19 protein-coding genes are annotated in these 24,003 nt (G+C 67.8%); 7 read left to right on the plus strand and 12 right to left on the minus strand.

The features are described from left to right. Nucleotides 1–9: 9 nt before the first annotated feature. Nucleotides 10–1,026, minus strand: a complete 1,017-nt coding sequence (locus D187_RS02440; RefSeq protein WP_002623076.1) for an Rpn family recombination-promoting nuclease/putative transposase — start codon at nucleotides 1,024–1,026, stop codon at nucleotides 10–12. Between the two features lie 96 nt (nucleotides 1,027–1,122). Here D187_RS02440 and D187_RS02445 point away from each other — a divergent pair, with 96 nt between their 5' ends. Then, the gene (locus D187_RS02445; protein ID WP_002623075.1) at nucleotides 1,123–2,562 is read left to right on the plus strand and encodes a DUF92 domain-containing protein; all 1,440 of its coding nucleotides are present in this window, start codon (nucleotides 1,123–1,125) and stop codon (nucleotides 2,560–2,562) included. Between the two features lie 70 nt (nucleotides 2,563–2,632). Then, the gene (locus D187_RS02450; protein ID WP_002623074.1) at nucleotides 2,633–4,330 is read left to right on the plus strand and encodes a glycoside hydrolase family 13 protein; all 1,698 of its coding nucleotides are present in this window, start codon (nucleotides 2,633–2,635) and stop codon (nucleotides 4,328–4,330) included. A 37-nt stretch (nucleotides 4,331–4,367) separates the two neighbouring features. On the opposite strand, the gene D187_RS02455 is transcribed toward D187_RS02450, so the two are convergent. The 3 genes from D187_RS02455 to D187_RS02465 all read right to left on the minus strand — a co-directional run bounded on the left by D187_RS02455 (nucleotide 4,368) and on the right by D187_RS02465 (nucleotide 6,451). After that, nucleotides 4,368–4,904 (minus strand): sensor histidine kinase, encoded by a 537-nt coding sequence (locus tag D187_RS02455; RefSeq protein WP_002623073.1) that lies wholly within the window; start codon nucleotides 4,902–4,904, stop codon nucleotides 4,368–4,370. Beyond that, complete coding sequence (locus D187_RS02460; protein ID WP_002623072.1) at nucleotides 4,901–5,500, minus strand: PAS domain-containing protein; 600 nt, start codon at nucleotides 5,498–5,500, stop codon at nucleotides 4,901–4,903. Before D187_RS02460 ends, D187_RS02455 begins: the two co-directional genes overlap by 4 nt. A 231-nt stretch (nucleotides 5,501–5,731) precedes the next feature. Beyond that, nucleotides 5,732–6,451 carry a sterol desaturase family protein gene (locus D187_RS02465; protein WP_002623071.1) on the minus strand — a complete coding sequence of 240 codons (720 nt, stop codon included), beginning with the start codon at nucleotides 6,449–6,451 and terminating at the stop codon, nucleotides 5,732–5,734. A gap of 108 nt (nucleotides 6,452–6,559) precedes the next feature. Between D187_RS02465 and D187_RS02470 the strand changes: the two genes are divergently transcribed. Continuing rightward, nucleotides 6,560–7,417 carry a hypothetical protein gene (locus D187_RS02470; protein WP_002623070.1) on the plus strand — a complete coding sequence of 286 codons (858 nt, stop codon included), beginning with the start codon at nucleotides 6,560–6,562 and terminating at the stop codon, nucleotides 7,415–7,417. A 55-nt stretch (nucleotides 7,418–7,472) separates the two neighbouring features. Here D187_RS02470 and D187_RS58645 read toward each other — a convergent pair whose 3' ends face one another. Continuing rightward, complete coding sequence (locus D187_RS58645; RefSeq protein ID WP_002623069.1) at nucleotides 7,473–7,601, minus strand: hypothetical protein; 129 nt, start codon at nucleotides 7,599–7,601, stop codon at nucleotides 7,473–7,475. A gap of 1,709 nt (nucleotides 7,602–9,310) precedes the next feature. On the opposite strand from D187_RS58645, the gene D187_RS02475 reads away from it, so the two are divergent. Further along, nucleotides 9,311–12,133 (plus strand): NACHT domain-containing protein, encoded by a 2,823-nt coding sequence (locus tag D187_RS02475; protein WP_155893119.1) that lies wholly within the window; start codon nucleotides 9,311–9,313, stop codon nucleotides 12,131–12,133. A gap of 10 nt (nucleotides 12,134–12,143) precedes the next feature. Here the strand turns inward: D187_RS02475 and D187_RS02480 are convergent, their stop codons facing one another. Then, nucleotides 12,144–13,889, minus strand: coding sequence for an MDR family MFS transporter (locus D187_RS02480; protein ID WP_002623067.1), 1,746 nt, complete (start codon nucleotides 13,887–13,889; stop codon nucleotides 12,144–12,146). A gap of 71 nt (nucleotides 13,890–13,960) precedes the next feature. Between D187_RS02480 and D187_RS02485 the strand changes: the two genes are divergently transcribed. Next, a complete protein-coding gene (locus D187_RS02485) occupies nucleotides 13,961–14,449 on the plus strand; it encodes an NUDIX hydrolase (RefSeq protein ID WP_155893120.1) in 489 nt (162 codons plus the stop codon). Here D187_RS02485 and D187_RS02490 read toward each other — a convergent pair. Beyond that, complete coding sequence (locus tag D187_RS02490; protein WP_002623065.1) at nucleotides 14,431–15,930, minus strand: carboxypeptidase M32; 1,500 nt, start codon at nucleotides 15,928–15,930, stop codon at nucleotides 14,431–14,433. The two genes, D187_RS02485 and D187_RS02490, sit on opposite strands and share 19 nt — an antisense overlap. An 81-nt stretch (nucleotides 15,931–16,011) precedes the next feature. Between D187_RS02490 and D187_RS02495 the strand changes: the two genes are divergently transcribed. Beyond that, nucleotides 16,012–16,557: a hypothetical protein gene (locus D187_RS02495; protein WP_002623064.1), complete on the plus strand. Its 546-nt coding sequence runs from the start codon at nucleotides 16,012–16,014 to the stop codon at nucleotides 16,555–16,557. Nucleotides 16,558–16,581: 24 nt separating this feature from the next. Here the strand turns inward: D187_RS02495 and D187_RS02500 are convergent, their stop codons facing one another. Next, nucleotides 16,582–18,201, minus strand: a complete 1,620-nt coding sequence (locus D187_RS02500) for a peptide chain release factor 3 (RefSeq protein ID WP_002623063.1) — start codon at nucleotides 18,199–18,201, stop codon at nucleotides 16,582–16,584. Nucleotides 18,202–18,371: 170 nt separating this feature from the next. On the opposite strand from D187_RS02500, the gene D187_RS02505 reads away from it, so the two are divergent. After that, complete coding sequence (locus tag D187_RS02505; protein WP_043427818.1) at nucleotides 18,372–18,758, plus strand: RidA family protein; 387 nt, start codon at nucleotides 18,372–18,374, stop codon at nucleotides 18,756–18,758. Between the two features lie 221 nt (nucleotides 18,759–18,979). Here the strand turns inward: D187_RS02505 and D187_RS02510 are convergent, their stop codons facing one another. From D187_RS02510 to D187_RS02525, 4 genes are all read right to left on the minus strand, one after another. Beyond that, complete coding sequence (locus tag D187_RS02510; RefSeq protein WP_043427819.1) at nucleotides 18,980–19,738, minus strand: DUF5953 family protein; 759 nt, start codon at nucleotides 19,736–19,738, stop codon at nucleotides 18,980–18,982. A gap of 1 nt (nucleotide 19,739) precedes the next feature. Then, a complete protein-coding gene (locus D187_RS51565) occupies nucleotides 19,740–20,618 on the minus strand; it encodes a DUF6310 domain-containing protein (RefSeq protein WP_002623060.1) in 879 nt (292 codons plus the stop codon). A gap of 249 nt (nucleotides 20,619–20,867) precedes the next feature. Next, the gene (locus D187_RS02520) at nucleotides 20,868–22,331 is read right to left on the minus strand and encodes an alpha/beta hydrolase family protein (RefSeq protein WP_002623059.1); all 1,464 of its coding nucleotides are present in this window, start codon (nucleotides 22,329–22,331) and stop codon (nucleotides 20,868–20,870) included. A gap of 110 nt (nucleotides 22,332–22,441) precedes the next feature. Then, nucleotides 22,442–23,905: an Ig-like domain-containing protein gene (locus D187_RS02525; RefSeq protein ID WP_020917740.1), complete on the minus strand. Its 1,464-nt coding sequence runs from the start codon at nucleotides 23,903–23,905 to the stop codon at nucleotides 22,442–22,444. Nucleotides 23,906–24,003 lie beyond the last annotated feature (98 nt).

Below are 24,003 nucleotides of genomic sequence, written 5' to 3' on the forward strand. Positions count from 1 at the left end.
TCCCTCCGGCTACTGGGTCAGGTCGTCCAGCACCTCGGAGAGGGTGGTGGCTTTCAGGGAGAGATCGAGCCAACGGTCGAGGGTGGCCATATCCGAGCACGAAAGAATTCGCTGCCGGGCAGCCTCGTCGACCTGCACGCCTCGCATGGTGAGAATCCGCAGGATGTCCTCGGCACGCCCTTGGCGCAGGCCCTCTTCCCGGCCCCTGACCAGGCCCTGCTGGAGTCCCCGTTCGATGAGTTGCTCGCCATAGCTGCGCATCAGCTCCTCCGTCCTTTGCCTGCCCAGCACCGAATGTAACACCTGCCCAGCGGCCTCATGCACGGGCTCGCCCCCCACCCAGAGCAGGTAACGGATGACCACCACCAGATGCTCGGACCCTTCGTTGTCCGCATGCACCTGGGCGAAGAGCTCCTCCCACTCCAGCAGCCTCCGGGCCAGCTCCCCGCTCCGCCCATGGCGCAGCACCAACCACGCCAACCGTGCCAGCGGTGGGCCGGAGCGCGCCTTCAGTGCTTCTTCCCGCTCGGCCGTCAGGTCATCGAGCAGATACTCGAAGCGCGGCAACAACGCCCGCCAGCGCGCCCGCTCCTCCTCTCCTTCCGGCAAGATGAAGAGTTCTTCCACCCGACGTGGCGCCGTCCAGGCGCCCTCGGGCCCGTGGTACATGACGAGCGGGAGGACGAGGGGCAGCCCCGTGCTGTCCGGGTGCTCCTGGCGCCAGCGCTCCATGTGGCGAACCACGTAGCGCAGCATTCTCAGCGCCATCCACCCATCCACCGACGACTGGTGCTCCAGCAGCACGTACAGCAACAGGGGCTGACCCGTGCGCAAGCGCGCCGTGAAGAGCAGATCGCTCTCGGTCTCCCGCAGCTCCGGGTCCACGACGGAGCCAGGCTCCCGCCTCAGGGATGACCAGTCCACCTCGGAGACGACATGCGCGGGCAGCACCGCGCGCAGTTCGGCGGCGGCTCGCTCGGGGTGGCCGAAGGTGTAGCGGGCGAAGAGGTCATGCGGTCCGGACATGGTGAGCCGCGCCCCAAGCACGCGACGGGCCAGGGAGGCAGAACGACCCCTCGGAACGAGTCCTCTGACACCTTTCCTGGGACTACACTCGCGCCCATGATGAGCCAGGATCTCCAAGCGCTCCTGCTGTCCTATGGCTACGTGGGCGCGTGCGTGCTGGTGGGCGAGGTGGCCGCGCGCCGGGGTGTTCCCCGCGAGCTGGCGCGCAAGTTCATCCATGTGGGCGTGGGCCTGTGGATCTTCGGCATCCTCGCCCTCTTCGAGCACCGGGAGTGGGCCGTGCTGCCCTCGCTGACGGCGGCGGTGGGCAACTACGTCATCCACCGCAAGCGTCTGCTCCAGGCGGTGGAGGCTCCGGCGGACAACCTGGGCACGGTCTGGTTCGCCCTGTCCTTCTCCGCGCTGGTGTGGGGGGCCTGGGATCGGCCCGCCGTGGCGGTGGGCGGCGTGCTGGCCATGACCATCGGGGACGCGCTGGCCTCGCTGGTGGGTCGGCGTTTCGGGCGCCACCGCTATGAAACGCTGGGAGGGGAGTTCAAGAGCCTGGAGGGCTCGCTGGCCCTGTGCGCGAGCACCTTCCTCTGCGTGCTGGCCGCGCTCACGTGGCTGCCCGGGCTCCCCCCCGACATGCCCCGGGTGACCCTGGCCCTGCTGGCGGCGGTGGTGGCCACCTGCGTCGAGGCGCTCGGCATCCGGGGACTGGACAACCTCTGGGTGCCGCTGGCCACCGGCGGAGTGCTCGCGTGGACCCCCGCCGCGAACGCCTGGGGACTGGGCATGGGCGCGGGCATCGCCCTGTTCATCGGCGTGGCGGCCTGGGCCCGAGGCTCTCTCAGTCCGAGTGGCGTCCTCGGCGCGATCCTCATCGGCACGCCCGTCTTCGGTCTGGGAGGCCCGGCGGGAACCGTGGCCCTGCTCGGCTTCTTCTTCTCCTCCAGTGCCCTGTCCAAGATGTTCCGCGCGCGCAAGGCCGACGTGGAGGCCGAGTACGCCAAGACAGGGACGCGTGACCTGGGGCAGGCCCTGGCCAACGGGGGCGTGGCGGCCGTGGCCGCCGTGCTCCTGGCCGCTACCGGCGACTCGCGCTACCTCCTGGCGATGCTGGGCGCCCTGGCCGCCGCCAACGCGGACACGTGGGCCACCGAGCTGGGGGTCCTCTCCCGCTCGCCTCCCCGGCGGATCACCACCCTGCGGCCCGTGCCGCCCGGCACGTCCGGTGCCGTGTCGGCGATGGGGCTGCTCGCCTCCACCGCGGGTGCCGCCTTCGTCGCCCTCATCGCCCTGCCCACTGGCCTGTCGTGGAGGCTCGTGCCGTGGCTCGTCCTCGCGGGAGTCGTGGGCTCGTTGAGCGACAGTCTCCTGGGCGCCACCGTGCAGGACGTGCGCTGGTGCGAGGCCTGTGCCCGGGAAACAGAGCGCCGCGTCCACCGCTGTGGCCGTCCCACCCGGAGCCTGCGGGGCCTCGGATGGTTGGGAAATGACACCGTCAACGTGCTCGCCACCGTCACGGGTGCCGCGCTCGCCTTCTGGGCGTAAACCTCCAGGGAGGACTCCACCCCCCCCCGGAGCGACTCACATCCACCGCGGTCCCAGCGAGGAGACGAACATGACGCCCCCCGACGCCCCCCCTGCCATCCCCTGGTGGAAGGACGCCGTCGTCTACCAGATCTATCCGCGCAGCTTCCAGGACAGCAACGGGGACGGCATCGGCGACCTGCGCGGCATCATCCGGCGGCTCGACTACCTCAAGCGCCTCGGCGTGGACGTGCTCTGGCTGTCGCCGATCTTCGCCTCCCCCAACGACGACAACGGCTACGACATCTCCGACTACCGCGCCATCATGCCCGAGTTCGGCACCATGGCCGACTTCGAGGAGCTGCTCCGGGAAGCCCACGCGCGCGGCCTGAAGATCATGCTCGACCTCGTCGTGAATCACACCAGCGACGAGCACCCCTGGTTCATCGAATCCCGAACGGACCCGCGCTCCGCCAGGCGCGACTACTACATCTGGAAGAAGGGCCGGGACGGCCAGCCGCCTACCCGCTGGCAGTCCTTCTTCAGCGGTCCCGTGTGGGAGAAGGACGAGAAGAGCGGGGAGTTCTACCTGCACCTCTTCAGCCGCAAGCAGCCCGACCTGAACTGGGAGAACCCCGCGGTGCGGCGCGAAGTCCACGACCTGGTGCGCTTCTGGCTCGACAAGGGCGTGGACGGCTGGCGCATGGACACCATCAACATGCTCAGCAAGCACCCCGACTACCCCGAGGGCCGGCCCATCCCCGGAGCCACGCTCACCGACGGCGGGCCGTACTTCCTCAACGGCCCGCGCATCCACGAGTTCATCCAGGAGTTGCACCGCGAGGTGCTCGCCCACTACGACGTGATGACCGTCGGCGAGACGCCTGGTGTGACGCCCGCCGAGGGCGCCCTGTACTGCGGCGCCGAGCGGGGCGAGCTGAACATGATCTTCCACTTCGAGCACGTGTTCCTCGGCGACGACACCGTCGAGCACGGCAAGTGGAGCAACCCTCCGCTGACGCTGCCGGGCATCAAGCGCGTGCTGGCGCGCTGGCAGACGGAGCTGCACGGCCGCGGCTGGAACAGCCTGTACTGGGACAACCACGACCAGCCCCGCGCCGTGTCCCGCTTCGGCAATGACCGGGAGTACCGCGTGGAGAGCGCCAAGATGCTCTGCACCGTGCTGCTGTTCATGCAGGGCACGCCCTACATCTACCAGGGCCAGGAACTCGGCATGACCAACGTGTCCTTCGAGAGCATCGAGCACTACAAGGACATCGAGACCCTCAACGCCTACAAGGTGCTGCGCGACGAGCACGGCTGGGACACCGCGCGCATCCTCGCGGGCGTGTACGCCCGAGGGAGGGACAACGCCCGCACGCCCATGCATTGGTCCAGGGAGAAGAACGCGGGGTTCACCGAGGGCACGCCCTGGCTCGCCCTGAACCCCAACTACCCGGACATCAACGCCGAAGCGGCCGAGGCGGACCCCCGCTCCGTCTGGCACCACTACCGGGACGTCATCGCGTTGCGCAAGGCACTGCCCGTCGTCCGCGACGGCACCTTCACGCTCCTGGACGCCGAGCACCCCACCGTCTTCAGCTACATCCGGAACGACGGACACACCCGCCTGCTCGTCGTCGGACACTTCAGCGGTCAGCCCGAGACGTACCGGCTTCCCGAGGAGTTCGTCGGAGGTGAGGTGCTCAGCAACAACTACCCGTCCCTGGAGGGCACGCGGGAGTTGCAGCTGCGGCCCTACCAGGCGCTCGTCCTCCGCGCCCGCTGACCCGCGGCACCGCGGAAGGAGGGAGCGAGGACACTCGTCAGTGGACGGCGGGTGGGCACGACTCCTTGTCCGTCTCCTGGTTGCGCCCGGGCGGGGCCGGAACCCGAAGGGGCAACAGGACGGTGAAGCTCGCCCCCTCGCCCAGTCGGCTCTCGACGGAGACGCGACCCCCGTGCGCCTCCACCACGCGCCGGACGATCCACAACCCCACCCCATACCCGTTGACGTCCCGGTCGAGCCGCACGCGCTCGAAGCGCTCGAAGAGCCGCTCCTGGTCCTCGGGCGCGATGCCCACGCCCTGGTCCCGCACCACGAGCTTCGCCGTGGTGCCGTCCGTGCACACCGTCAGGTCCACGGGCTGGCCCTTGCCATACTTCACCGCGTTGGACAGCAGGTTGTCGATGACCTGCTCGAGCCGCAGTCGATCCCACGATCCCTCGACCCGGCCTTGCGCGTGGACCCGCATCCGCACCCCGCTCTGACGCAGCTCCTCGTCGAGCGTGCCCACGGCGCCGCGCACCAGCTCGACGATATCCACCGTCTGGCGCTTCAGCTCGAGCCGGCCCGCCGTCATCTGGCGTGCGCGGCGGCCCGTACCGCCAGCCCATCCGCTCCCTGGACGGCCACCGAGCACCAGTCCGCCATGCCGCGCACGGCGAGGCGAACCACCTCCTGCAGGGTCTTCTCGTATTCGAGCGAGCCGGTCAGCACCTCACCCGCCTCGGCGAGAAAGGCCTGGGCCTTCTCCACCCTCCTGCGCTCGGAGAGATCCCGCGCGATGTTGGAGAAACCACGCAGCCGCCCGTCCTGGTCGCGCATGGCGCTGAGCACCACGGTGCCCCAGAAGCGAGAATTGTCCTTGCGGATGAGCCACCCCTCGTACTCGGAGCGCCCATCCATCTCCGCCCGCTTGAGGATCCGCTCCGGCACCCGCTCCGCGTTCTCCTCCTCCGGGAAGAAGCGCGAGAGGTGCAAGCCGATGGCCTCCTGTGTCGAGAACCCCTTGAGGCGCTCGGCGCCGAGGTTCCAGTTGCTCACCCGTCCCTCCACCGACAGGGGAAAGACGGAGTAGTCCCGCAGGCTGTCGATGAGGAGCCGGAAGCGCTCCTCGCTCTCGCGCAGCGCGACCTTGGACTCCGGCTCCTCCTTTCGCTCACTGTCCGCGGACATGCATGTCCCCCATGGCTCACGAAGCCCCAGGACCAAGGTATGCCCGCCCCCGACACCGCTCGTGATGGCCTGCTCCCTCCCTCGCCGACGAGTCACCAGAGCACGCACGCCCGCCGCCGCCCAGGTGAGCCCTGTCTCCGAAGGCGAGGAAACAGGCGGGTGGCTGGCATGTCGGCAGCCTGACGGCCGGACCAGGCCCGACCTGGAAACGCCCCGGCGGGAGCGTCCTCCTCACTTCGAGTGGACGTCGCGAAAGGCGAGCATGTCGGTCAATCGCTGCTCACGGGCGTCATCGAAGCCACAGGCGGCCTCCCACGTGGGCGGGTTGTCGTAGGTGCCAAAGAGCATGTCCCACCAGACGATGTCGCCGTAGTTGTTGCGGTGCTTGCCGTACTCATGATGGATGCGGTGCATCTCCGGGCGCTGGAAGATGAAGCCCACCCAGCGGGGCGTACGCACGTTGGTGTGGTAGAAGAACTCGCCCAGCGCGGTGCAGGCGGTGTAGACGGCGCCCGCCGCCGGGCTCAATCCCAGCACGGTGTAGACGAGCAGTCCACCGATGAGCGAGTTGGCCACCATCTCCAGCGGGTGCTTGTAGAAGCTGGTGATGACCTCCAGTCGCTGGGGGCTGTGGTGAATCTGATGGAAGAGGCGCCAGAGCAGATCGCTCTCGTGCCGGGCCCGGTGCCACCAATAGAAGACGAAGGTGGCGATGACGTAGGCCAGCACTCCCCCGGGCAGCGGGGACAGGTGGCGCGACAGGTGGAAGAGAGAGGACGCCGACAGCCAGCGCTCCCAGGTGAAGCCCGCGAGCACGACGACCCCCACCTGCACCAGATTGATGACCACGACCCTCAGATGCCAGGAGCGCACGCGCGGCAAGCGCCAGCCACGGAAGAGGTGTTCGATGGCGAAACAGACAACGGCGATACCGAGGAGCAGCGGAAGCATTGAGGACCTCGATTGAGTGATGTGAGGTGTACGCGGAAAGGGCCCGCCGCTTCACGCCCCGCGTACAGACAATGTCACCTCGGTGCGGAAGGGTTAACCTGCCGCGATATGACCCGGACTCCCTCCCTCGCGGATCGCCTCGGACACGTCACGGCGCAGGCCACCTTCGTCCAGGCGGCGCTCCTGGCCGCGCATGGCGCTGGCGCCCGATCGGGCGGCTTCCGTGCCTCCGACGTGCGCTTCTTCTTCCTGCTCTTCACCAACTGGGCGGAGCACGACGTCACCCGGCCCTCGCAGGACATCGACCTCACCCAGGTACGCCGGACCCTGGAACGGTTGTGCCGGAGCCGGTGGGCCGAGCCCATGGACGGTGGAGGCCGCGGCGGCAAGGCGCCCCGGGGCCAGCGCTACGTCCTGACGGAGCTGGGAGTGGTGTCCCTCGCGGAGGAGCTGGCGGACCTGGACCGGGCTCCGCTCGACGAGGCGCTCTTCGTGGCCTGCTTCGCGTCCAGCTACCTGGAGGCCGTCCTCGCCCGTGTCCGGGGACAGGCTCCCGCGCTGAGCACCCCGGCACGGCGACGCGTGGCGCGGATGCTCGACCCCAAGCGGATCCTCCGTGAGGCGCGGCGGAGCACCGCAGCCGTCCTCGCGGATCTGGAGGAGCGCGTCCACGCCAGCCGTGTCATGGATGAGGCGGCACGCAACGCCCTGGCGAACGCGGCCTCCGCGGAAGAGGTGGCGCGGCGGTGGGAATCCCTCGGTTCCTACCAACTGCACCGGGTGCGCCCCCTGACGGAGGTGCTGCTCGGGCTGCCGGACGACCTGAAGCGCTTCGAGCTGGAGAAAGGCATGGAGGTGCGTGCGCGCCTGCTGTTCGTCCCCCTGGCCGAGCGCGCCCGCGCGGACCTGGCGCTGCTCGAGCGGCTCGAGCGGCAACTGCTCTCGGGAGAACCCGCCTGGAGATAAGGTTGTCCCGACGCGACCACGCCCGCGATCTCCGACCTCGAGGTCGCTCGGGTGGTCAACGCGGAGCGTCCTCGTCCTCACACTGGAGGATGGCGGCATTCAAGGCCTCCAAGGAGAGGCCTTGCTCGATTCGCGCCGGCCCCTTGATGGGTTCCAGGTTGAGCTCCGGGCTGAAGTTCAGCACCGCTCGGGGCCCGATCTCCAGGCGCAGCAGGTCCCTCGACTCCCTCCAGGGAAGATACGAATCCTGCGGGTAGGCCGCCCCCCCATACCAGGGATAAAGTGGACAGGAAAAAGGGAATATCATCTGATACTCACAGATACAGCAGGGTCTCAGCATGAGAGGTTCGCCCCCCCGTACATCATCCCGCGAGCCGGACTTCGTGTGAGAGATTCGAGTCTTCATGTCCGGCTTATTGACGTTCCAATATTCCACATAGCACTCAGAGCGAGGGGTTGTCTCCTTGGAAGAGGTAGGGTTCGGCTCATCGGCGCGCGCATAGCCGCCCCCTTGCCCTCCCATCGCAGTGGCCATCACCACAGCCCACAATCGCTCTCTCCAGCTGGCTCCCCACATGAGCATCTTCCCTGGACCTGACCGTGGGTCCGGAATCTGGGTGACGATCCAACATCCGTCAAACACGTATCACCGAGCCAGGGTTGACTGTCCCATGGCGCGGTGGATCTAATCTGAGTGACTACGTCCCAGACGGATGTCTTTTTCGATGTGGAGGTACCACGGGCTACCTGCCACGGCGGAAAGGGAGCGCACGAGCCGACCTTGAACACGCAAGGAGGCATCTTGCTCGTGGAAGCGAAAGCCAGTCCGCCCGAGGCCACGATGCCACTGGCTGGAGCGCGGGCTCGCTCCCTCTTCCATACAAGTCGCGCATGGCCTCTCTATCCTTCATGAACGCGCGCGCGGGGGCGTCTTCCTTGTGGAGGCGGAGGCCAGTCTGGCTGATGACCCTGTTATGCCTCTCGGTGGTGTGCGGGCAGGCACGAAACTCCATCGCGGCCAGCCTGAGTGGCAGCCCCATCTGGCCCGTTCCGATAGCGACCTCGCCGGCCACGCTCGTTCCCTGGGGAGATGAGCAACACGTCTGGGTAGTGGATGAGCACGGCGCCCGCGTCGTGGATCGACAAGGCAATACCACCCACGAACATGGCTCCTGGCTGGCGGACGGGTTCCGTGTCGTCGCATGGATTCAGACTCCGATTCCCGGGAGGGCCTGGGTCCTCACGAGCGCCCATCCGACGGGAGGCCCTACCGAACAAGCCCGACTCTACCTGGTGGAGGCGGGCCAGGGCTCGGTGACGGGGCGTGTCATCCTCGAGGCGGAGAAGCTCATGCAGCTCCGGCAGCAGCTCTTTCAATCACCCATCGATGTGTATCCCAATCATCTCCTCCCGGAACCACTGGAGCCGCATCAGCAAATCTGGGTGGTCATGGACCGCTCCGGCTCGGCGCGCATCTGCGTGATCGATGCGGAGGGCAATGTCACGCGTGTCATCCCTCTCTCGGCCCTGGATTCGTCAGGCGAGAATCCGTACGTCTGGTGGCAAGTGCTCCCGACAGGAAAGGAGCCCAGCGCCTGGCTCAAGGCAGGTCCACGACTCTTCTTCCTGGACACCAGGACTCGCTCCGAACGATGGCGGCCGCTGCTCAGCGGGGAGGGTCATAAGTTCTGGGTTGTTCCGGGCCCAGACGGACTGCGGTCCTGGGTGACGGCGGAGGTATACCCTCCAGGAAGCAACATCTCGAGACGACAGCTCTACACCCTCGACCCGCGAGCGACTCCTGGCACCCCTCCCAACCTCCTGCTTCGGGGAGCGTCCATCCAACAGCTCGTTGCCAGCGCGGATGGGACCAGAGCATGGGTCGCCGGCTCCTTGAGGGCCGCCGGAGAAGGCGGGCTCCATCTCATCGACATCAACGGCAAGTCCCTCTTGCCTGGGGGACCGCTCTTCAAGGGACAACGGCTGCTCATCTATAGGACGCCCACCGATCGGCTCTGGGCCCTGACCGAATCAGGGGGCGTTTTCCTGTTGGATGCGAATGGCAGGCTCCTCGCCGCGCAGGAGGGACTGCTCTCGTGGCTCATGCAGGAGGAGGGAGGTTTGAGCAGGCTCGTCACCTACCCCTTGGGAGCGGAAGACCTCCTGGTGAAAGCAACGAGCGAGGTCGTTCACGTGAAGCACCGGGCAGAGCGGGTAGAGGCCGTGCCACTGCTGGATGGTACACAGGTTTCCGTACGGGGAGTCGAGCCCGACGGCACGGGCGCGTGGCTCCAGAGCGAACGGGACGGCACACTGTCCTTCGTCTCCTTGGAGGAGCCGCACGACCCGGCGGCCCATCCCGTCATGAAGAGCACCGAGGTGTCGATCGTCATTCCCTCGGGTGAGCGGATGGGGGGATGGATCCAGATGGGCTCCGCCAGCTTCGTCACTGTTCCCCGGGAGAAGATGGGCGCCACCCTGAAGCTTCGCGACGGCACGCTGCTCGTCGAACCGGGAGGGCACGTCACGCTCGAGGGAAGACTCGACCTGAGGGCCCCGCTCCGCAAGGACGACGCGGGGAGTGTGGACCTGCGGTGGCCTGTTTCCTTTCCCGCCGACAAGATCGCGGGACGCCTGGAAGTCACGCTGTGGGACAGCACCAGGGCGGACCCCCTCGTGGCCTCGGTCACCCGCCAATATGCCCCGGGCACGCCTCCACCCAAGCTCAACTGGTACATGGACGAGCACTCCTTCGGAGGACGTCCCATCAAGGTCGTCTTCCTGTACCAGGACATGGCGGGAACGCAGGCGAAGCTGGAAGTGAGCGACGTGCTCTTTCATGCACCGCTCATCGAACAGACGTGGTTCCGCACGACGTTGGCCTGCCTCCTCGCGACGCTGCTCTTCGTCCTTCCCCTGATGCTCCTCCCCCGCCAGCGTCTGGCCCAGCGCTGGCTTCCCTTCCTGGGCTGGAGTGCGAACGTCCTGGGTGGCAGTGGGCTGTTCCTGGCCGGCATGGCCAACACCTGGAGGATTCATTTCCCCATCTTCGTGGGAGTGCTCTTCCTCGAGCTGCTCCTGGGGCTCGTCCTGGGACTCGTCTCGCCCGCGGCCTTCAGGCTGCTGGCCTCCACCCGGCCGTTCTGGTGGATGGTCCCCGTGGCGCTCGGACTGCCTTCCACGCGCAGGAACATCCAGGCCGAGTACGTGGCGCATGTGGGCCGCAAGGTGGAAGCCTGGCGCCACCAGGCCAATCACGAGCAATACATCTCCCTGCCCGCCCTCTTCCGCGAGGGAATGACGCCCGCGTCGCCCGCGGGGACACCGGCCCCCTCCTCTGCGACGTACCTGACCCGGGAACCACCGGAGGAGCGCATCGTCCGATTCCTCACCCAGCCGGCCGGAGGCCATGTCCTCATCGAATCCCCGGGAGGGCGCGGCAAGAGCGCGCTGCTGCGCGAGGTGGTGCGACGGATGCTCTCGGACTTCCTGGAGGATCCCTCCAAGCCCCTGCCCGTGCTGTGTGACGGGCGCGGACCCACGCTGGAGGGACTTGTCTTCCAGGCGCTGGCGTCCAATCCCCTTTCGAAAGACATCCACGAGTTCCTGTTGCTGCGCGGGGACTACGTCCTGGTGGTGGATGGCCTGACGGAATCAGCACTGAGCACCGAGTCCTTGAAGGCGTTCCTGGATGGAAGATATGGGCACTGCGTGAGGCTGCTGCTCACCTCGAGGCCCCACCTCGGTTTTCGACAGGCCGTGGAAGGCTCCAGTCACTGGATGATCGCGGAGCCCAGACGCCTGGATGACGAAACCCTGGGCCGCTTCGTCGCCGCCTACGCCCCCGAGGGACATCCCCAGGCCGAGAAGCGGCTGGAGGCCTGCCGGGGAGCCGATGGAACCTACCTGCCCATCCTGGTCCGGCTGGCGCTGCTGTTCGGTCACGGCTCGGAAGAGGGCATCGCCGCGCTCTACGAAGCGGCCTTCCGGGGTCTTCTGCGCCGGCAGGGCGTCTCGGGGGAAGAAGACACGGAACTGCTGGCCTGGGCGGGGGAGTTCTGTCTGCGGACGTACTGGATCCAAGGCATTCGCTCGCTGCGCTACCGGAATGCACCGGAGCAGGGACAGATGCAGAAACTACTCCACGCCGGACTCCTCGTCCCGGAGGACGCCAGCGTCACGCCAGGGCAGCCACCAGGACAGGTCCGCTTCTTCCACGACTCCATGCAGAGCTACCTCACGGCCCGCGGGCTCTTCACCCGGGTGCATGCGGAGCTGACCTGGGACATTCTCTGGCGCGCCGCCGCCGATCCCCTCTTCCGCACGGACCCTTCCGAACTCGACTCCGGGGCGGATTCGGAGCTGTTCCAGCTGTGTCTGCAAGTATTCGGCCCCGAGGAAAAACTCCGGCGGGAACTGCGCAGGCAGCTCCTGGAATGGGCGACACTCCATGACGATGACCTTTCCAAGCGGGACATCCTGAACACCGTGCCAGAGCACAAGCGGACCCACCTGGAAGCGCTGCTCCACACGGACGCCGAGCTGTCTCCACGAAGCGTCCTGCGGGCAGCCGTCTCCGTCTGCCAGGAGGACCTCGCCAGTCTGGGGACGCTCTACATGCGACTGGCCCAGCGGCTCTGGCCCTGGCATCACCCAGAGCCGGAAGAGACGTGGAGCATGGACTCCGGACAGGGCGCGCGGCCCCGAGCCCATTGACGAAGACGGCCTACTCCACGGCGGCGGGAGGCGGCGCGTTGCTCTTGCGCAGGGGAAGCTCCGGCAGCGCGAGGACGACGAGGAACGCCAGCGCGGCGAGCAGCAGGGTCACCAGGTAGAGGATGCGGACGGCCTCGGTGAAGGCCGTCTTGAAGGCCCGGGCCACCTGGTCCACGGCGGACTCGGCGGACTCACGCGCCCGTGCCAGGCCCTCGAGCTGACCCCGCGCCTGGGCGTCACCCTCCCCTACCGCCCGGGTGAGTGCCTCGCGCCGCCGGTCGAAGTCCACGGCCAGACGCGCCTTGAGGGCCGCCGCGTCGAACATCCGCCCTCCCACCGCGCCCTCCCCTCCCGCCTGCCCGCCCGCGTCCGAGGACGGAGCGAACTCCCGGCGCCACTCGGCCGGGACGTTCCGGGTGGCCTCGGTCATGTGCGTGGCCATGGAGGAGGCGAGTACCCCGCCGAACACCGTGCCCAACAGGGCCACGCCCATGGTGGAGCCCATCTGCCGGAAGAAGGTGGCGCTCGCGGTGGCCACGCCCATCTGCTGGGGCGCCACCCCGTTCTGGATGGCCAGCGTGAAGAGGGGAATCGAGGGCCCCAGTCCCAGGCCCACGAGGATCATCTTCAACGTCAGCTCGCCCTGGGTGGAGTCCGGCGAGAGGGTGAAGGCCATGATGCCAAAGCCCGTCATGAGCACGACCTGGGCGGAGAGCATCAAGGGCTTGTAGCGGCCCCAGCGCGACACGAGCTGGCCCGAGACGACGTTGCCCGTGACCACGCCCAGCGTCAGGGGTGTGAGGGTGAAGCCCGAGCGCGTGGCCGACAGCCCCACCACGTTCACCATGAAGAGCGGCAGGAAGACGATGGCGCCCAGGAACACCCCACCGTTGAGGAACGTGGCCAGGTTGCCCACGGCGAACACCCGGTTGCGGAAGAGCGACAGGTCGACCAGGGGCTCGCGCACGGAGCGCTCGACGAGGAGGAAGGCGATGAGTCCCACGACGGAGACGGCCAGCATGCCCAGGATTTGAGGCGAGCCCCACGCGTAGCCCACCTCGTCCGCGCTGGAGGCGGCGCGGCCCAGCGACAACGCCACGAGCAGGGGCACGGTGAACAGCGCCAGGGTGAGCGCCCCGCCCACGTCCACGGAAGGCCGTGCTCCCGGGCGGCGCAGGGGCGGCATGCGCGTGAGGATGAAGACGAGCGCCACCGCGCCCAGGGGCAGATTGACGAAGAACACCCAATGCCAGCTCAGGTGGTCCGTGAGGAAGCCGCCCACCAGGGGACCCACCACGCTGGACAGCCCGAACACGGCGCCGAAGAGGCCCTGGTACTTGCCGCGCTCGGCGGGCGGGAAGATGTCCGCGACGATGGCGAACGCGCTGGTGAAGAGCGATGCGGACCCGGCCCCCTGCACCGCCCGGGAGAGGATGAGCTGGAGGGTGGTGCGCGACAGGCCGCACAGCGCCGAGCCCCCCAGGAAGATGAGGATGCCGATGACGAGGATGCGCCGCCGGCCGAACCCGTCCGACAGCTTGCCGTACACGGGCACCAGCACGGTGGAGGCCACGAGATAGGACGTGGTGAGCCACGCGTAGAGCGAGGCGGGGATGTGCAGGTCACGCTGGATGGAGGGGCCCGCGGTGGACACGATCGTCTGGTCGAGCGCGGCCAGCAGCATGCCGAGCATCACCCCGGCGAGGGTGAAGAACTTCTGGGGTCGCGTCATCTCGAAGGTCTGCGAGGCGGCCATGCACCACGGCTTCTCACGAAGGGGGCACTCGCCACAACGCGAAGCGAGGTAGGGTCCCAGTGGGAGGCATCGTGAGTTCTCTAGTGGATCCCTTCGTGCGCGTGGCCTATCGCGGTGCCTACAATCTGGCACTCGTCTGGTGGTTCGTCCGACGTCCAACGACCGAGGGAACCCTCGTGGGGGTGTGGCGGGGCCGCGAGGTGTTGTTGTTGCAGAACTCCTACCGGCGCGACTTCAGCCTGCCGGGCGGTGGCCAGGACCCGGGGGAGAGCTCCGCGGAGACGGGCTCGCGCGAGCTGCGCGAGGAGGTGGGGCTGCACGTGCCACCCGAGCGGCTGCGTCCCGTCTTCGTGAGCCAGAACCGCTACGTGTACAAACACGACACCTGCCACTTCGTGGAGCTGGAGGTCGAGACCGAGCCCCCGCTGGTGCTCGACCACCGCGAGGTGGTGTGGGCCCGGTTCATCGACGTGGACACCGCGCTGCGCCTGCCCCTCGTGCGAGTCGTCCGCGAGTACCTGGAGGACGCCGCGCGGCGGCGTCAGAGCGTCACGCCGTAGAGGGCGCCGAACTTGGACTGGAGGTAGGCGAGGAAGTCCACGTCGGTGAGGCCCTGGCCCGTCACCTTGCGCACGAGCTCCTCCGCGGGCAGGCGGTAGCCCTCGGCGTGCACGTGGTCGCGCAGCCAGTCGCGCAGGGGCCGCAACTCGCCCCGGGCAATTCCCTCCTCCAGCCCCGGCAGGGCCCGCCGCGCCGCGGCGTAGAGGGACGCCGAGTAGAGGTTGCCCAGGGAGTACGTGGGGAAGTAGCCGAACTCGCCCCAGGCCCAGTGGATGTCCTGGAGCACGCCCTGCAGGTCATCCGGCGGGGTGATGCCCAGGAAGCGCCGCATGCGCTCGTTCCACGCCGCGGGCAGCTCGTCCAGGGGCAGCTCGTCGCGGATGAGCAGCAGCTCCAGCTCGTAGCGCAGCACGATGTGCAGGTTGTACGTCACCTCGTCCGCGGCCGTGCGGATGAACGAGGGCGTGACACGGTTGATGGCCGCGAGGAAGCCCTCCAGTGCCACGCCCGCGAGCCCCTCGGAGAAGGTGTCGCGCATGAGCGGGAAGTAGTGCGTCCAGAAGGGCCGGCCGCGCCCCACGAGGTTCTCCCACAGGCGCGACTGGGACTCGTGCAGGCCCATGGAGGGCGCGTTCGCCAGGGGCGTGCGGTGGTGGGCGGGCTGGAAGCCCTGCTCGTACAAGCCGTGCCCGCCCTCGTGCAGCGTGCTGAAGAGGCCCTCCAGCGAGTGCTCGTCCAGGTCCGTGGTGAGGCGCACGTCCGTGGGGTGCAGGCCGCTGGAGAAGGGGTGGATGCTCTTGTCCTGTCGTCCCGCGTCCAGCTCGAAGCCCATGTCCCCGAGCATCCGCAACGACACCCGCCACTGGGCCTCGGTGTCGAAGCGCCGGCCCTGGAAGAGCTCCGGCACCTGGCGCGGCGCGGCCTGGAGCGCCCCCACCAGGCGGATGAGCGTGTCACGCAGCGAGGCCAGCACCGGGCCCAGGCGCGCCACGCGCATACCGGGCTCGTACTCGTCGAGCAGGGCGTCATAGCGCTCGCCGCCATGGCCATACGCGTCCGCCTGCTCCCGGCGCAGGGCGAGCAGCCGGGAGAGGGCGGGCTGGAAGCGGGCGAAGCGGCGCTCCTCACGGGCCTCGCGCCAGGCGTGGAGGCCCTGGCTCTGGGCCTCGGCGAGCGCCTTCACCAGCGTCCGCGGCAGCTTCACCGCCCGATTCCGCTCGTGGGTCAGCACGCGCGCCATGGCGCGCTGGTCCGGGGTGAGCCCTGGAGCCTCCGAGGCCCAGGCGAGCAGCTCGCCCAGCCGGGGGTCCACCAGGCGCTCGTGTTGGATGCCGTGCAGGGTGGAGAGCTGGTGGGAGCGGGCCTCATGGGCGCGGGTGGGCAGGTAGGTCTCCCGGTCCCAAGAGGCCAGGCCGATGACCCCTCCCAGGTCGCGGAGTTCGTGCATCCGGGCGAGCAGCGCGTCGAAGGTCTTGTCCATGAAGGGAATCCTTAGGGGAATCCTTGGTCCAGCCCGGCTCGGACTTCCGCGCGGCCCGGCATTCGGTTAATGGGCCAACGCATGGCCACCCAGGTTCAGTTCTTCATGTCCCCCGACGACGAGGTCGCCTTCTTCCGCCACCTCGAGCGCTTCGAGCTGGAGGTATACCCCCGGCGCGTGCCACCCGACTGGGAGACCTTCCGGGCCTCGCAGGCGAACGTGCCCCGACTGCCCGAGGAGGACCTGTACCTCGTGGTGCTCGCCGCGGGCCCGGCCATCGTGGACAAGGTGAAGCGCGGCCCGGACAAGGGCTTCTGGCGCATCGACGAGGTGCGCTCGCCCGTCATCTTCTTCGAGCGCTGCCGGCTCAACGAGGAGGGCGAGCTGCTCAGCGGCCAGATGTGGGCGGAGATGGACGTCACGCCCCAGACGGGCCGCAAGGAAGCGGCCGCGGATATCTTCATGCGCACCTACCGCGAGGTGGAGGAGTACCTGAAGAAGACCTTCCGCAAGGGCGACCCCAAGCCCTTCCTCGTCGGCCCCAAGGCGGCGCGCCTCTACAAGGAGACGCGCCTGGTGCTGCGCGACTCGGCGCACCGGGGCGGCACGGTGGTGCCGTACAAGTAGCCCGCCCCGGGCGGCTCCGGTGCTTCAGCTCCCGGTCGCGGCGAGCTGGCGCAGCTGCGGCGCCGCCGAGAGGAACTTCAGCTCCGGGTGCTTCTCCTCGGCGTGCTGCAGCGCCCAGTCGTCCCGGAAGAGCACCAGGGGCAGGCCGTCGCGGTCCTGCACCGTCTGGCGATTGCCCTCCCAGTCGAAGGTCTTCGGATCGAAGTTCGGCCCCACCACCCAGCGGGCGTGGCTGAAGGGCAGCCGGTCCAGCATGATACGCGCCCCGTACTCGTGCTCCACGCGGAACTGGAGCACCTCGAACTGCAGGGCGCCCACCACGCCGACGATGGGATCCTTCATGCCCATGCCGAGCTGCTGGAAGATCTGCACCGTGCCCTCCTCGGAGAGCTGCTCCAGGCCCTTCTCCATCTGCTTGCGGCGCAGCGGATCCTTCGAGCGCACGATGGCGAAGTACTCCGGGCTGAAGCGCGGCACGCTCTCGAAGAGCAGATCCTCGCCCTCGGCCAGGGTGTCGCCGATGCGGAACATGCCGGGGTCGAACAGACCGATGACGTCTCCCGGCCACGCGTCCTCGATGGCCGTGCGCTCGGCGGCGAGGAACTGGCTGGGCTTGGCCAGCCGCACGTCCTTGCCCAGGCGCGAGTGGAACGCCGTCATCCCCTTCACGTAGCGGCCCGACACCACGCGCATGAACGCGATGCGGTCGCGGTGCGCGGGGTCCATGTTCGCCTGGATCTTGAACACGAAGCCGGCGAACTTCGGGTAGGTGGGCTCGCGCGGCCCGTCCTTCGTCGGACGCGAGGTGGGCGGCGGCGCCAGCTCCAGGAACGCGTCCAGGAAGGGCCGCACGCCGAAGTTGGTCATCGCGCTGCCGAAGAACATGGGCGTGAGCTGTCCCTCGGTCACCTTCTCCCGGGTGAACTCGTCCCCGCCGATGTCCAGAAGCTCGATCTCCTCCTTGAGCGTGGCCAGCTCACGCTCACTGAGCACCGAGTGGATTTCCTCGGAGTCGAGCGGCACCGAGCGCTCGGCCACCTCGGACTCGCCGTGGCGCCCTTCCGCGGAGAAGACGTGCACCACCTTGTGCTGCCGGTCATACACGCCCCGGAACTCGGGCCCCATGCCGATGGGCCAGTTCATCGGGTAGGCGCGCAGGCCCAGCACCTGCTCCAGCTCGTCCATGAGCTCCAGGGGCGCGCGGCCGAAGCGGTCCAGCTTGTTCACGAAGGTGAAGATGGGGATGCCGCGCATGCGGCAGACCTTGAAGAGCTTCTTGGTCTGGGGCTCCACGCCCTTGGCCGCGTCGATGAGCATCACCGCCGCGTCCGCCGCCGCCAGGGTGCGGTAGGTGTCCTCGGAGAAGTCCTGGTGGCCCGGGGTGTCCAGCAGGTTCACCGCGTGGCCCCGGTAGGGGAACTGCAACACCGAGGAGGTCACGGAGATACCGCGCTGCTTCTCCAGCTCCATCCAGTCGCTCGTCGCGTGGCGGCTGGCTCGGCGGGCCTTCACGCTACCGGCCAGGTGGATGGCGCCGCCGTAGAGCAGCAGCTTCTCGGTGAGGGTCGTCTTGCCCGCGTCGGGGTGGGAGATGATCGCGAAGGTGCGCCGACGGGCGACCTCCTGGTCGAGCTCGGATGCCATGGAGAGTGCAACTATCACGCGGCGTGTATTTTTTCGCGGGGCACAGATTGCGACATCGCCTTGCTGGAAGGCGTGCGGGGCTTCAAGCGTTCGGGTATGCCCCCGGGTACACTCACCGTGCACCCCTCTTCGCCAGGAGGCGGGGATCCGGGGCCACGACAGGAGCCGCCATGCAACGCAGCACGTTTTCGACGGGAACTCCTTGGGAAACGCAGGTGGGCTACTCCCGCGCGGTCCGGGTCGGACCGTTCATCTTCGTCTCGGGGACGACGGCCACGGACGGCTCGGGGCAGGTGGTAGGGGGTGGGGACGCCTATGCGCAGGCCCAGCAGGCGCTGCGCAACATCCAGGCGGCGCTCGAGGGCATGGGGGCCGGGCTGGAGCACGTGGTGCGCACCCGGATGTACGTGACGGACATCGCCCACTGGCAGGAGGTGGGACGGGCCCACGGCGCCGTCTTCGGCGCCATCCGCCCCGCCACCAGCATGGTGGAGGTCAAGCGGCTCATCGACCCGGCCATGCTGGTGGAGATCGAAGCGGACGCGCTGGTGCCCTGAAGCCGCGAGCGCCGGTGAGGCCGTGGAGCATCGCGGGAGACTTGAGCACCGGGGACTGTGGCGTGGACATGTCGCTGGCCCTACCACAGCGGTCACATGCGCCTCAAACGATCCATCCAGAAAGCATGGGGCTTCTCGCGCCGGTAGCTCCAGCCTTTGAGATGGAAGTGGAGGGCGTGGGGCGGCGGAGCGGCCTGCAGTTCCCACGAGCCGTACCAACCTCAAGGGGCTGCGCGCCCGCCGATCTCCGGGAAACGCTCGTAGGCCCGCTTGAGCGCGTCCAGGTGCGTGGAATCGTCCAGGTCGAGCGGCGCCTCCGTGAGCTGCACAACCCACCCACCGGTCGCGGTACACCGTGAGCGCGAGAGCAGTTCCGCGTCGTGGGCCGGGTCCGGGAACCCGATGGCTCGTGCGGCGGCAGCCGACCAGTAGTTCAGCCACCCGAGGCGACGCGGAATCTCAGGCGAACGAATGTAGTTTGGGAACCTGAGCGCGGGCAGCCCCCGTGGCGGAACTCCTGGCTTACGCACCGGATCGACCGTCTGCCGCGAAATTTCCACGGTCGCGTTGAAAGGCGTAGCGTGTCCCCAATACGCGCGTGCGCCCTCCCCAATCGCCGCGAGCACATCCGCTGCCGCCGCGATACCGGCTGCGTCGAATGGCAGTTGCGCATGAATTTCAAAATGCGGCGCTCCATCCGCGGCAAGACCATTCGGGTTTTCCCAACCGGAAATCGTCACCAAATGGGCATCGTCATCATTGCAGAGGAACGGAAACCCTCCGCCTGCCTTATTGGACGCGACCCATTCATCGCGGTGAGGCAGCGAGATGAGGTCTTCCTTCTCCGAAGTCGTCCACCCCAAGCGCAATCCAGGAAGTGCACGCTCCATTCCATGAACGATGGCAAGCGGGCGCCCATCGTCGCTCGTAAGCACAGGGGCGTATACGCTGATATTCATCTCATTTCGACCAAACGCCATGTCAGCACCAGTTCATGAGGACGACGGTGAGGGTATCATCCAAACTCTCCAGTATCGCCTGGTGTGCGGCGCTTTTGACGCCAACGGCGAAGTTGTATCCACATGCTTCCGCGAGTTTTTTCTCGCGCTGTATTTCCGGCAGTTTCATTCTGACAAGGAACTGCTGCGAGCGAGGCGGTTGTTTTTCAAAATCATCCGTTTTGACCTCCCACAGCGTGCGCGTGGCGAGTTGCAGCGCGTCGAAGTTCTTCCCATTCACGTACACATCCCCACCGGGGAAGCTGTTGTTCGGCATCTTGTCCGCGCACTCGTTGTGCGGGTCATGCCCGCCCAGGTGGCGCGGCAATGGGATGGGCTTGCATCTCGTGTCGTCTTCCTCGGTGAGGGCGGTCGCGGGCTGCTTCTGCGGCGAGGGCTCCCGGGCCGGTGCTTTCGCCGCACGAGGCTGGGCCTCGAGTTCCACCATGAGCTGCCGCGAGGCCTCCGACACGTCTCGCAGCCGTGCCTCGAACTCCCGTTGAGCATCGACCCAGGGTGGGCGGCTGTCGGACTCCAGCCCGGCGGTGCTGGAGGGCCAGAGCAGGACGAGGCCCACGAGCAACGGGCCCACCCGGGAGAGCGCCCCGGCGAACGTCCTGGCACGGCCCGTCTGAGCAAAACCCTCTGCGCCCCTCACCACCTCGGCGGCTTGCTCGCTCGTTTTCGCGGCTGTGGAAAAGCGCTCGAAGGCCCGTTCCGCCGCGGTCAGCTTGCGATCCAACGCCTCCCACTGACGCGGCTCCAAGTCATTACGCGCCCGAGACAGCAACGCCCGGACCCGGTCCAGGTCCGCCCTTCCAATCCGCGCCCCTTGCTGCACCGGCTCCATCGGCGAGGACACGAGACGGATGCTCGGGCCTGGGGGAAGAGTCGGGACGAAGACGTGAGGCCGAGGCATCGACGGTGAAGGGGGCGCGCTCGCGCAGGCGGAGAGAAAGAGCAGCAGTGAGAAGCAAGCGCATAGACGCATGGCCACGTTCTATCCCCCTGACCCTCACCTTGCGCAGGACGGCGCCGGTGAGGCCGTGGAGCATCGCGGGAAACTCGAGCACCGGGGGACTGTAGCACTCCGAAGGCGTGAACCCGTGCCTCAGCGCGCCGGGCAGGGATAGGCGGAGACGATGGAAGCGCGAATCAGGCCCGTCGTCTGGGGGTCGTCGGGGCCCACGGTGTTGTTGGTGAAGGCGCACCCGTACGAGGAGCTCGAGACCACGGCGGGGTCGAGCACCTCGTCCCCCTGGGGCTTGAGGCCCCGCTGCTCCCACTGGACCATGGCATCGAAGGCGGCGACCTGTTCGGCGGTGGTGAAATCGCAGTGGCTGACGCCGCGGATGGCGCGCTGGACGAGCCACTGGGAGGTGCCCTGGGCATCCGCGCGGCGCTTGAAGATCTGCTCCATGCTGAAGGGGACGAACAGATCGCCCAGCGTGTGGAGGCTGACCACGGGAACCGAGATGCGGGCATTCGTCTTGGGAATCCATCGGAGCCCATCGCGGCGGAGCCTGTTGGCCTCGGGGTCTCCGCGCACGCGGTAGATGGAGGCATTGAACGCCTGCTCCTCGGCGGAGAGGCTCGCGTCGGCATCGAACTGGAACTGGATGTCCACGGTGGAGATGCCGTCCCGGTTGAGGATGCCGTCCAAGGTGCCGGAGCCGCCGAAGGTGCCCCAGAGCAGGTCCTGGATGCTCCTGGCCAGGGGGCCACTGAAGCCGGGGTCGAACAGGGGCCGCTCGCCACCGGTCAGGTGCTTGACGACCTGCTTCACTTTGTCGCCCTGGGGAGTCACCTCGGTGGGGTAGGTCTTGAAGAGCGCGGCCTTCACGCCAGGTTGGATCAGCGCCCAGTCCTCCACCGGCCAGCCCGAGGCGGGGTAGCCCGCGAGCTGCTGGGCGGCGAGCCCGTAGGCGGCGAAGTAATTGAACAGCTCCGAGTCGCCCAGCACGCCGCACATGGGGACGGCGCCGTCGTAGCGGACCTTGTGGTTGGCGGTCTCGAGGGTCTCCGCGTCGATGGCGGCGGCGGCGACATGTCCGCCCATGGAGTGACCGATGATGTACGTCTTGCGAGGGGCCTCGAGCGGGCGGCCCCGCTCGGAGGCGATGCGCGTGAAGGCGAGCGCGAGGGCGTTGGTGTCCTCGATTCCCGCGCGCACGTCATAGGAGTTCTTCGAGTAGCTCGAAGCGGCCCAGGCGTACCCGTTCTCGAGGAGGTGGCGCCGGATGCTGGGGGTGCTGACGTTGAGGGTGCTCGCGGTGCCGGCGTACCCGTGCGCGTACATCACGAGCATGCCATTCCAGTTCTTGGGGACCTCGATGCGATAGCCGCTGCCCTCGAGGGTGCCCCACCAGCGGTCGCTCTCGGGGGCGTTGGACAGGGCGGTGAAGGGCAGGGCCGCCTCGTCGACCGTATAGGTGCGCGAGTCCTGGCCGCGAGTCTCCTCGGGATCCACGGGGGGTGGATTCTGCCCATCTGGCGGGTTGTCCGGGTGCTCACAGCCGTGCAGGACCAGACCGGCGAGCGCGAGCGCCGCCGTCATGCGAAGGGTTCTTCTCATCGTGTTGTCTCCAGCGAGTACTTCGGGGTCATCTGGCTCACGTCCCGCGATTCGCACTCTTTGACACCGCAGCCGGGAGGATCAGAAAACCCGTTCCGCTCCCTCGCCTCCTACGAGTCGTCCGCCTCCCTGGTTGGGCGAGCGCTCGGGTCGTCCCGCGGTGGGCACTGCGCGCCCAGGACGTTGTCGGAGAAGGTGTTGCCGTACTCGGCGCGGGTGAAGTCCGTGGTCACCTCGAGCGCGCGGAGGAGGCCGCAGCCGGAGGAGTGGGTGAACTCGCTCCGGGTCACGAAGGCGCCCAGCTCCTGGCGGACGGTCAATGCCGCCGGGCCGGCATGGGAGACGGAGACATGCTCGAGCCTGCTGCCCCCGGCATCGCCGAAGGTCAGACCCTTCCAGAAACCCGGTGAGGGCGTGGATGAGTGCGCCACGAAGCGGATGGGCCGCGTGGCGGTGCCCTGGGCCACGAGACTCCCTTGTTCGTCAACCCAGACTTCCTTGTCCGGGGCCATCCGGATCTCGGTCCCCGGGACCAGGGTGAGCACCGGCCTGGATTGGAGGTCCATTACGTAGAGGTCACTTCGCATGACATACGGCACCCCCAGGTTCGGCCACGTCTGACTGTGCTTGACGGAGCCCGAGACGAAGACCGCGTTGGACTGGTTGCCCGTGAATTCGCTGTCCGTGGGAATGGAGCCCACCGCATCGGCCCGGCTCGAGAGCGGATGGCCACACCCATTCACCCGGAGCTTCGTGGAGCCGGGGGCGAACGTGCCACCATCGAGCAGATAAGCACCTCCGAGACACCGGCGCACGGTGACGTTGTCGGCGAGGAGGGAGCCATTCACGTACAAGGCGCCACCCAGCGAATTCCCATTCACGCCTTCGATGACGGCGTGATGGAGGCGGAGGGAGGAGTGTTCGTTCACCAGGATCCCCGCCCAGGAGCGGGATTCAGAGGCGGTGTCTGGGTCATCGGAGGTGAGCAGTACGGGGCTCGCCTCGGTTCCTTCCACGGAGAGGATCCCGGTTTCCGTGCCACCCACATCCAGTGTCGCGAGGGGCTGGAAGCGGACCACGACGCCGGCTTCCAAAGTCAGTTGGGGAGCGTTGGCGCCAGCCACCGTCAGGAAGGTGCGCACCACGTGGGGGTTGTCCGCTGCCCGCCACGTTTCAGAGGCAGTGATGTTCCCCGAATGGATGAGGCCCTGGACGTTCAGCGTGGCCTCACCGGGGAGGACGTCATACCTGGTCGAGAAGGCCGTCGCCCGGATGGTGACAGTGCCCCTGGCGCGGGCCTCCACCCGCCCCGTCGAATCCACTCCCGCCAGCTCCCCATCGCTGCTGCTCCAGCTCAGGGAACCGACATCCGCGGGGCGTCCGTCCGGATCCGTCGCGTTCGCCGAACATTGGGTGCTTTTCATGACGTCCAAAGTGGCCGCCGCGCAGGTCACCGTGATTCGGACCTGCTCCTCGCTTCTTTCCTCCTCACAAGCGGACAGAACGAGCAGGAAGCAGGCAGACAGGCATCGATTCGTTTCTTTGATGTTCATGGGATTGTGGAGCGAGAGCATGCCGCCCCACTCCGAGGGTGGAAGGAGAAGCGGGAAACGGGCAGGTGGCGCGAACCTGGAGCCGGACCAGCGTTCTCTTGTGCGGCGAGGTCCTGATA

It is taken from the genome of Cystobacter fuscus DSM 2262, from assembly GCF_000335475.2.
Lineage (GTDB): Bacteria > Myxococcota > Myxococcia > Myxococcales > Myxococcaceae > Cystobacter > Cystobacter fuscus.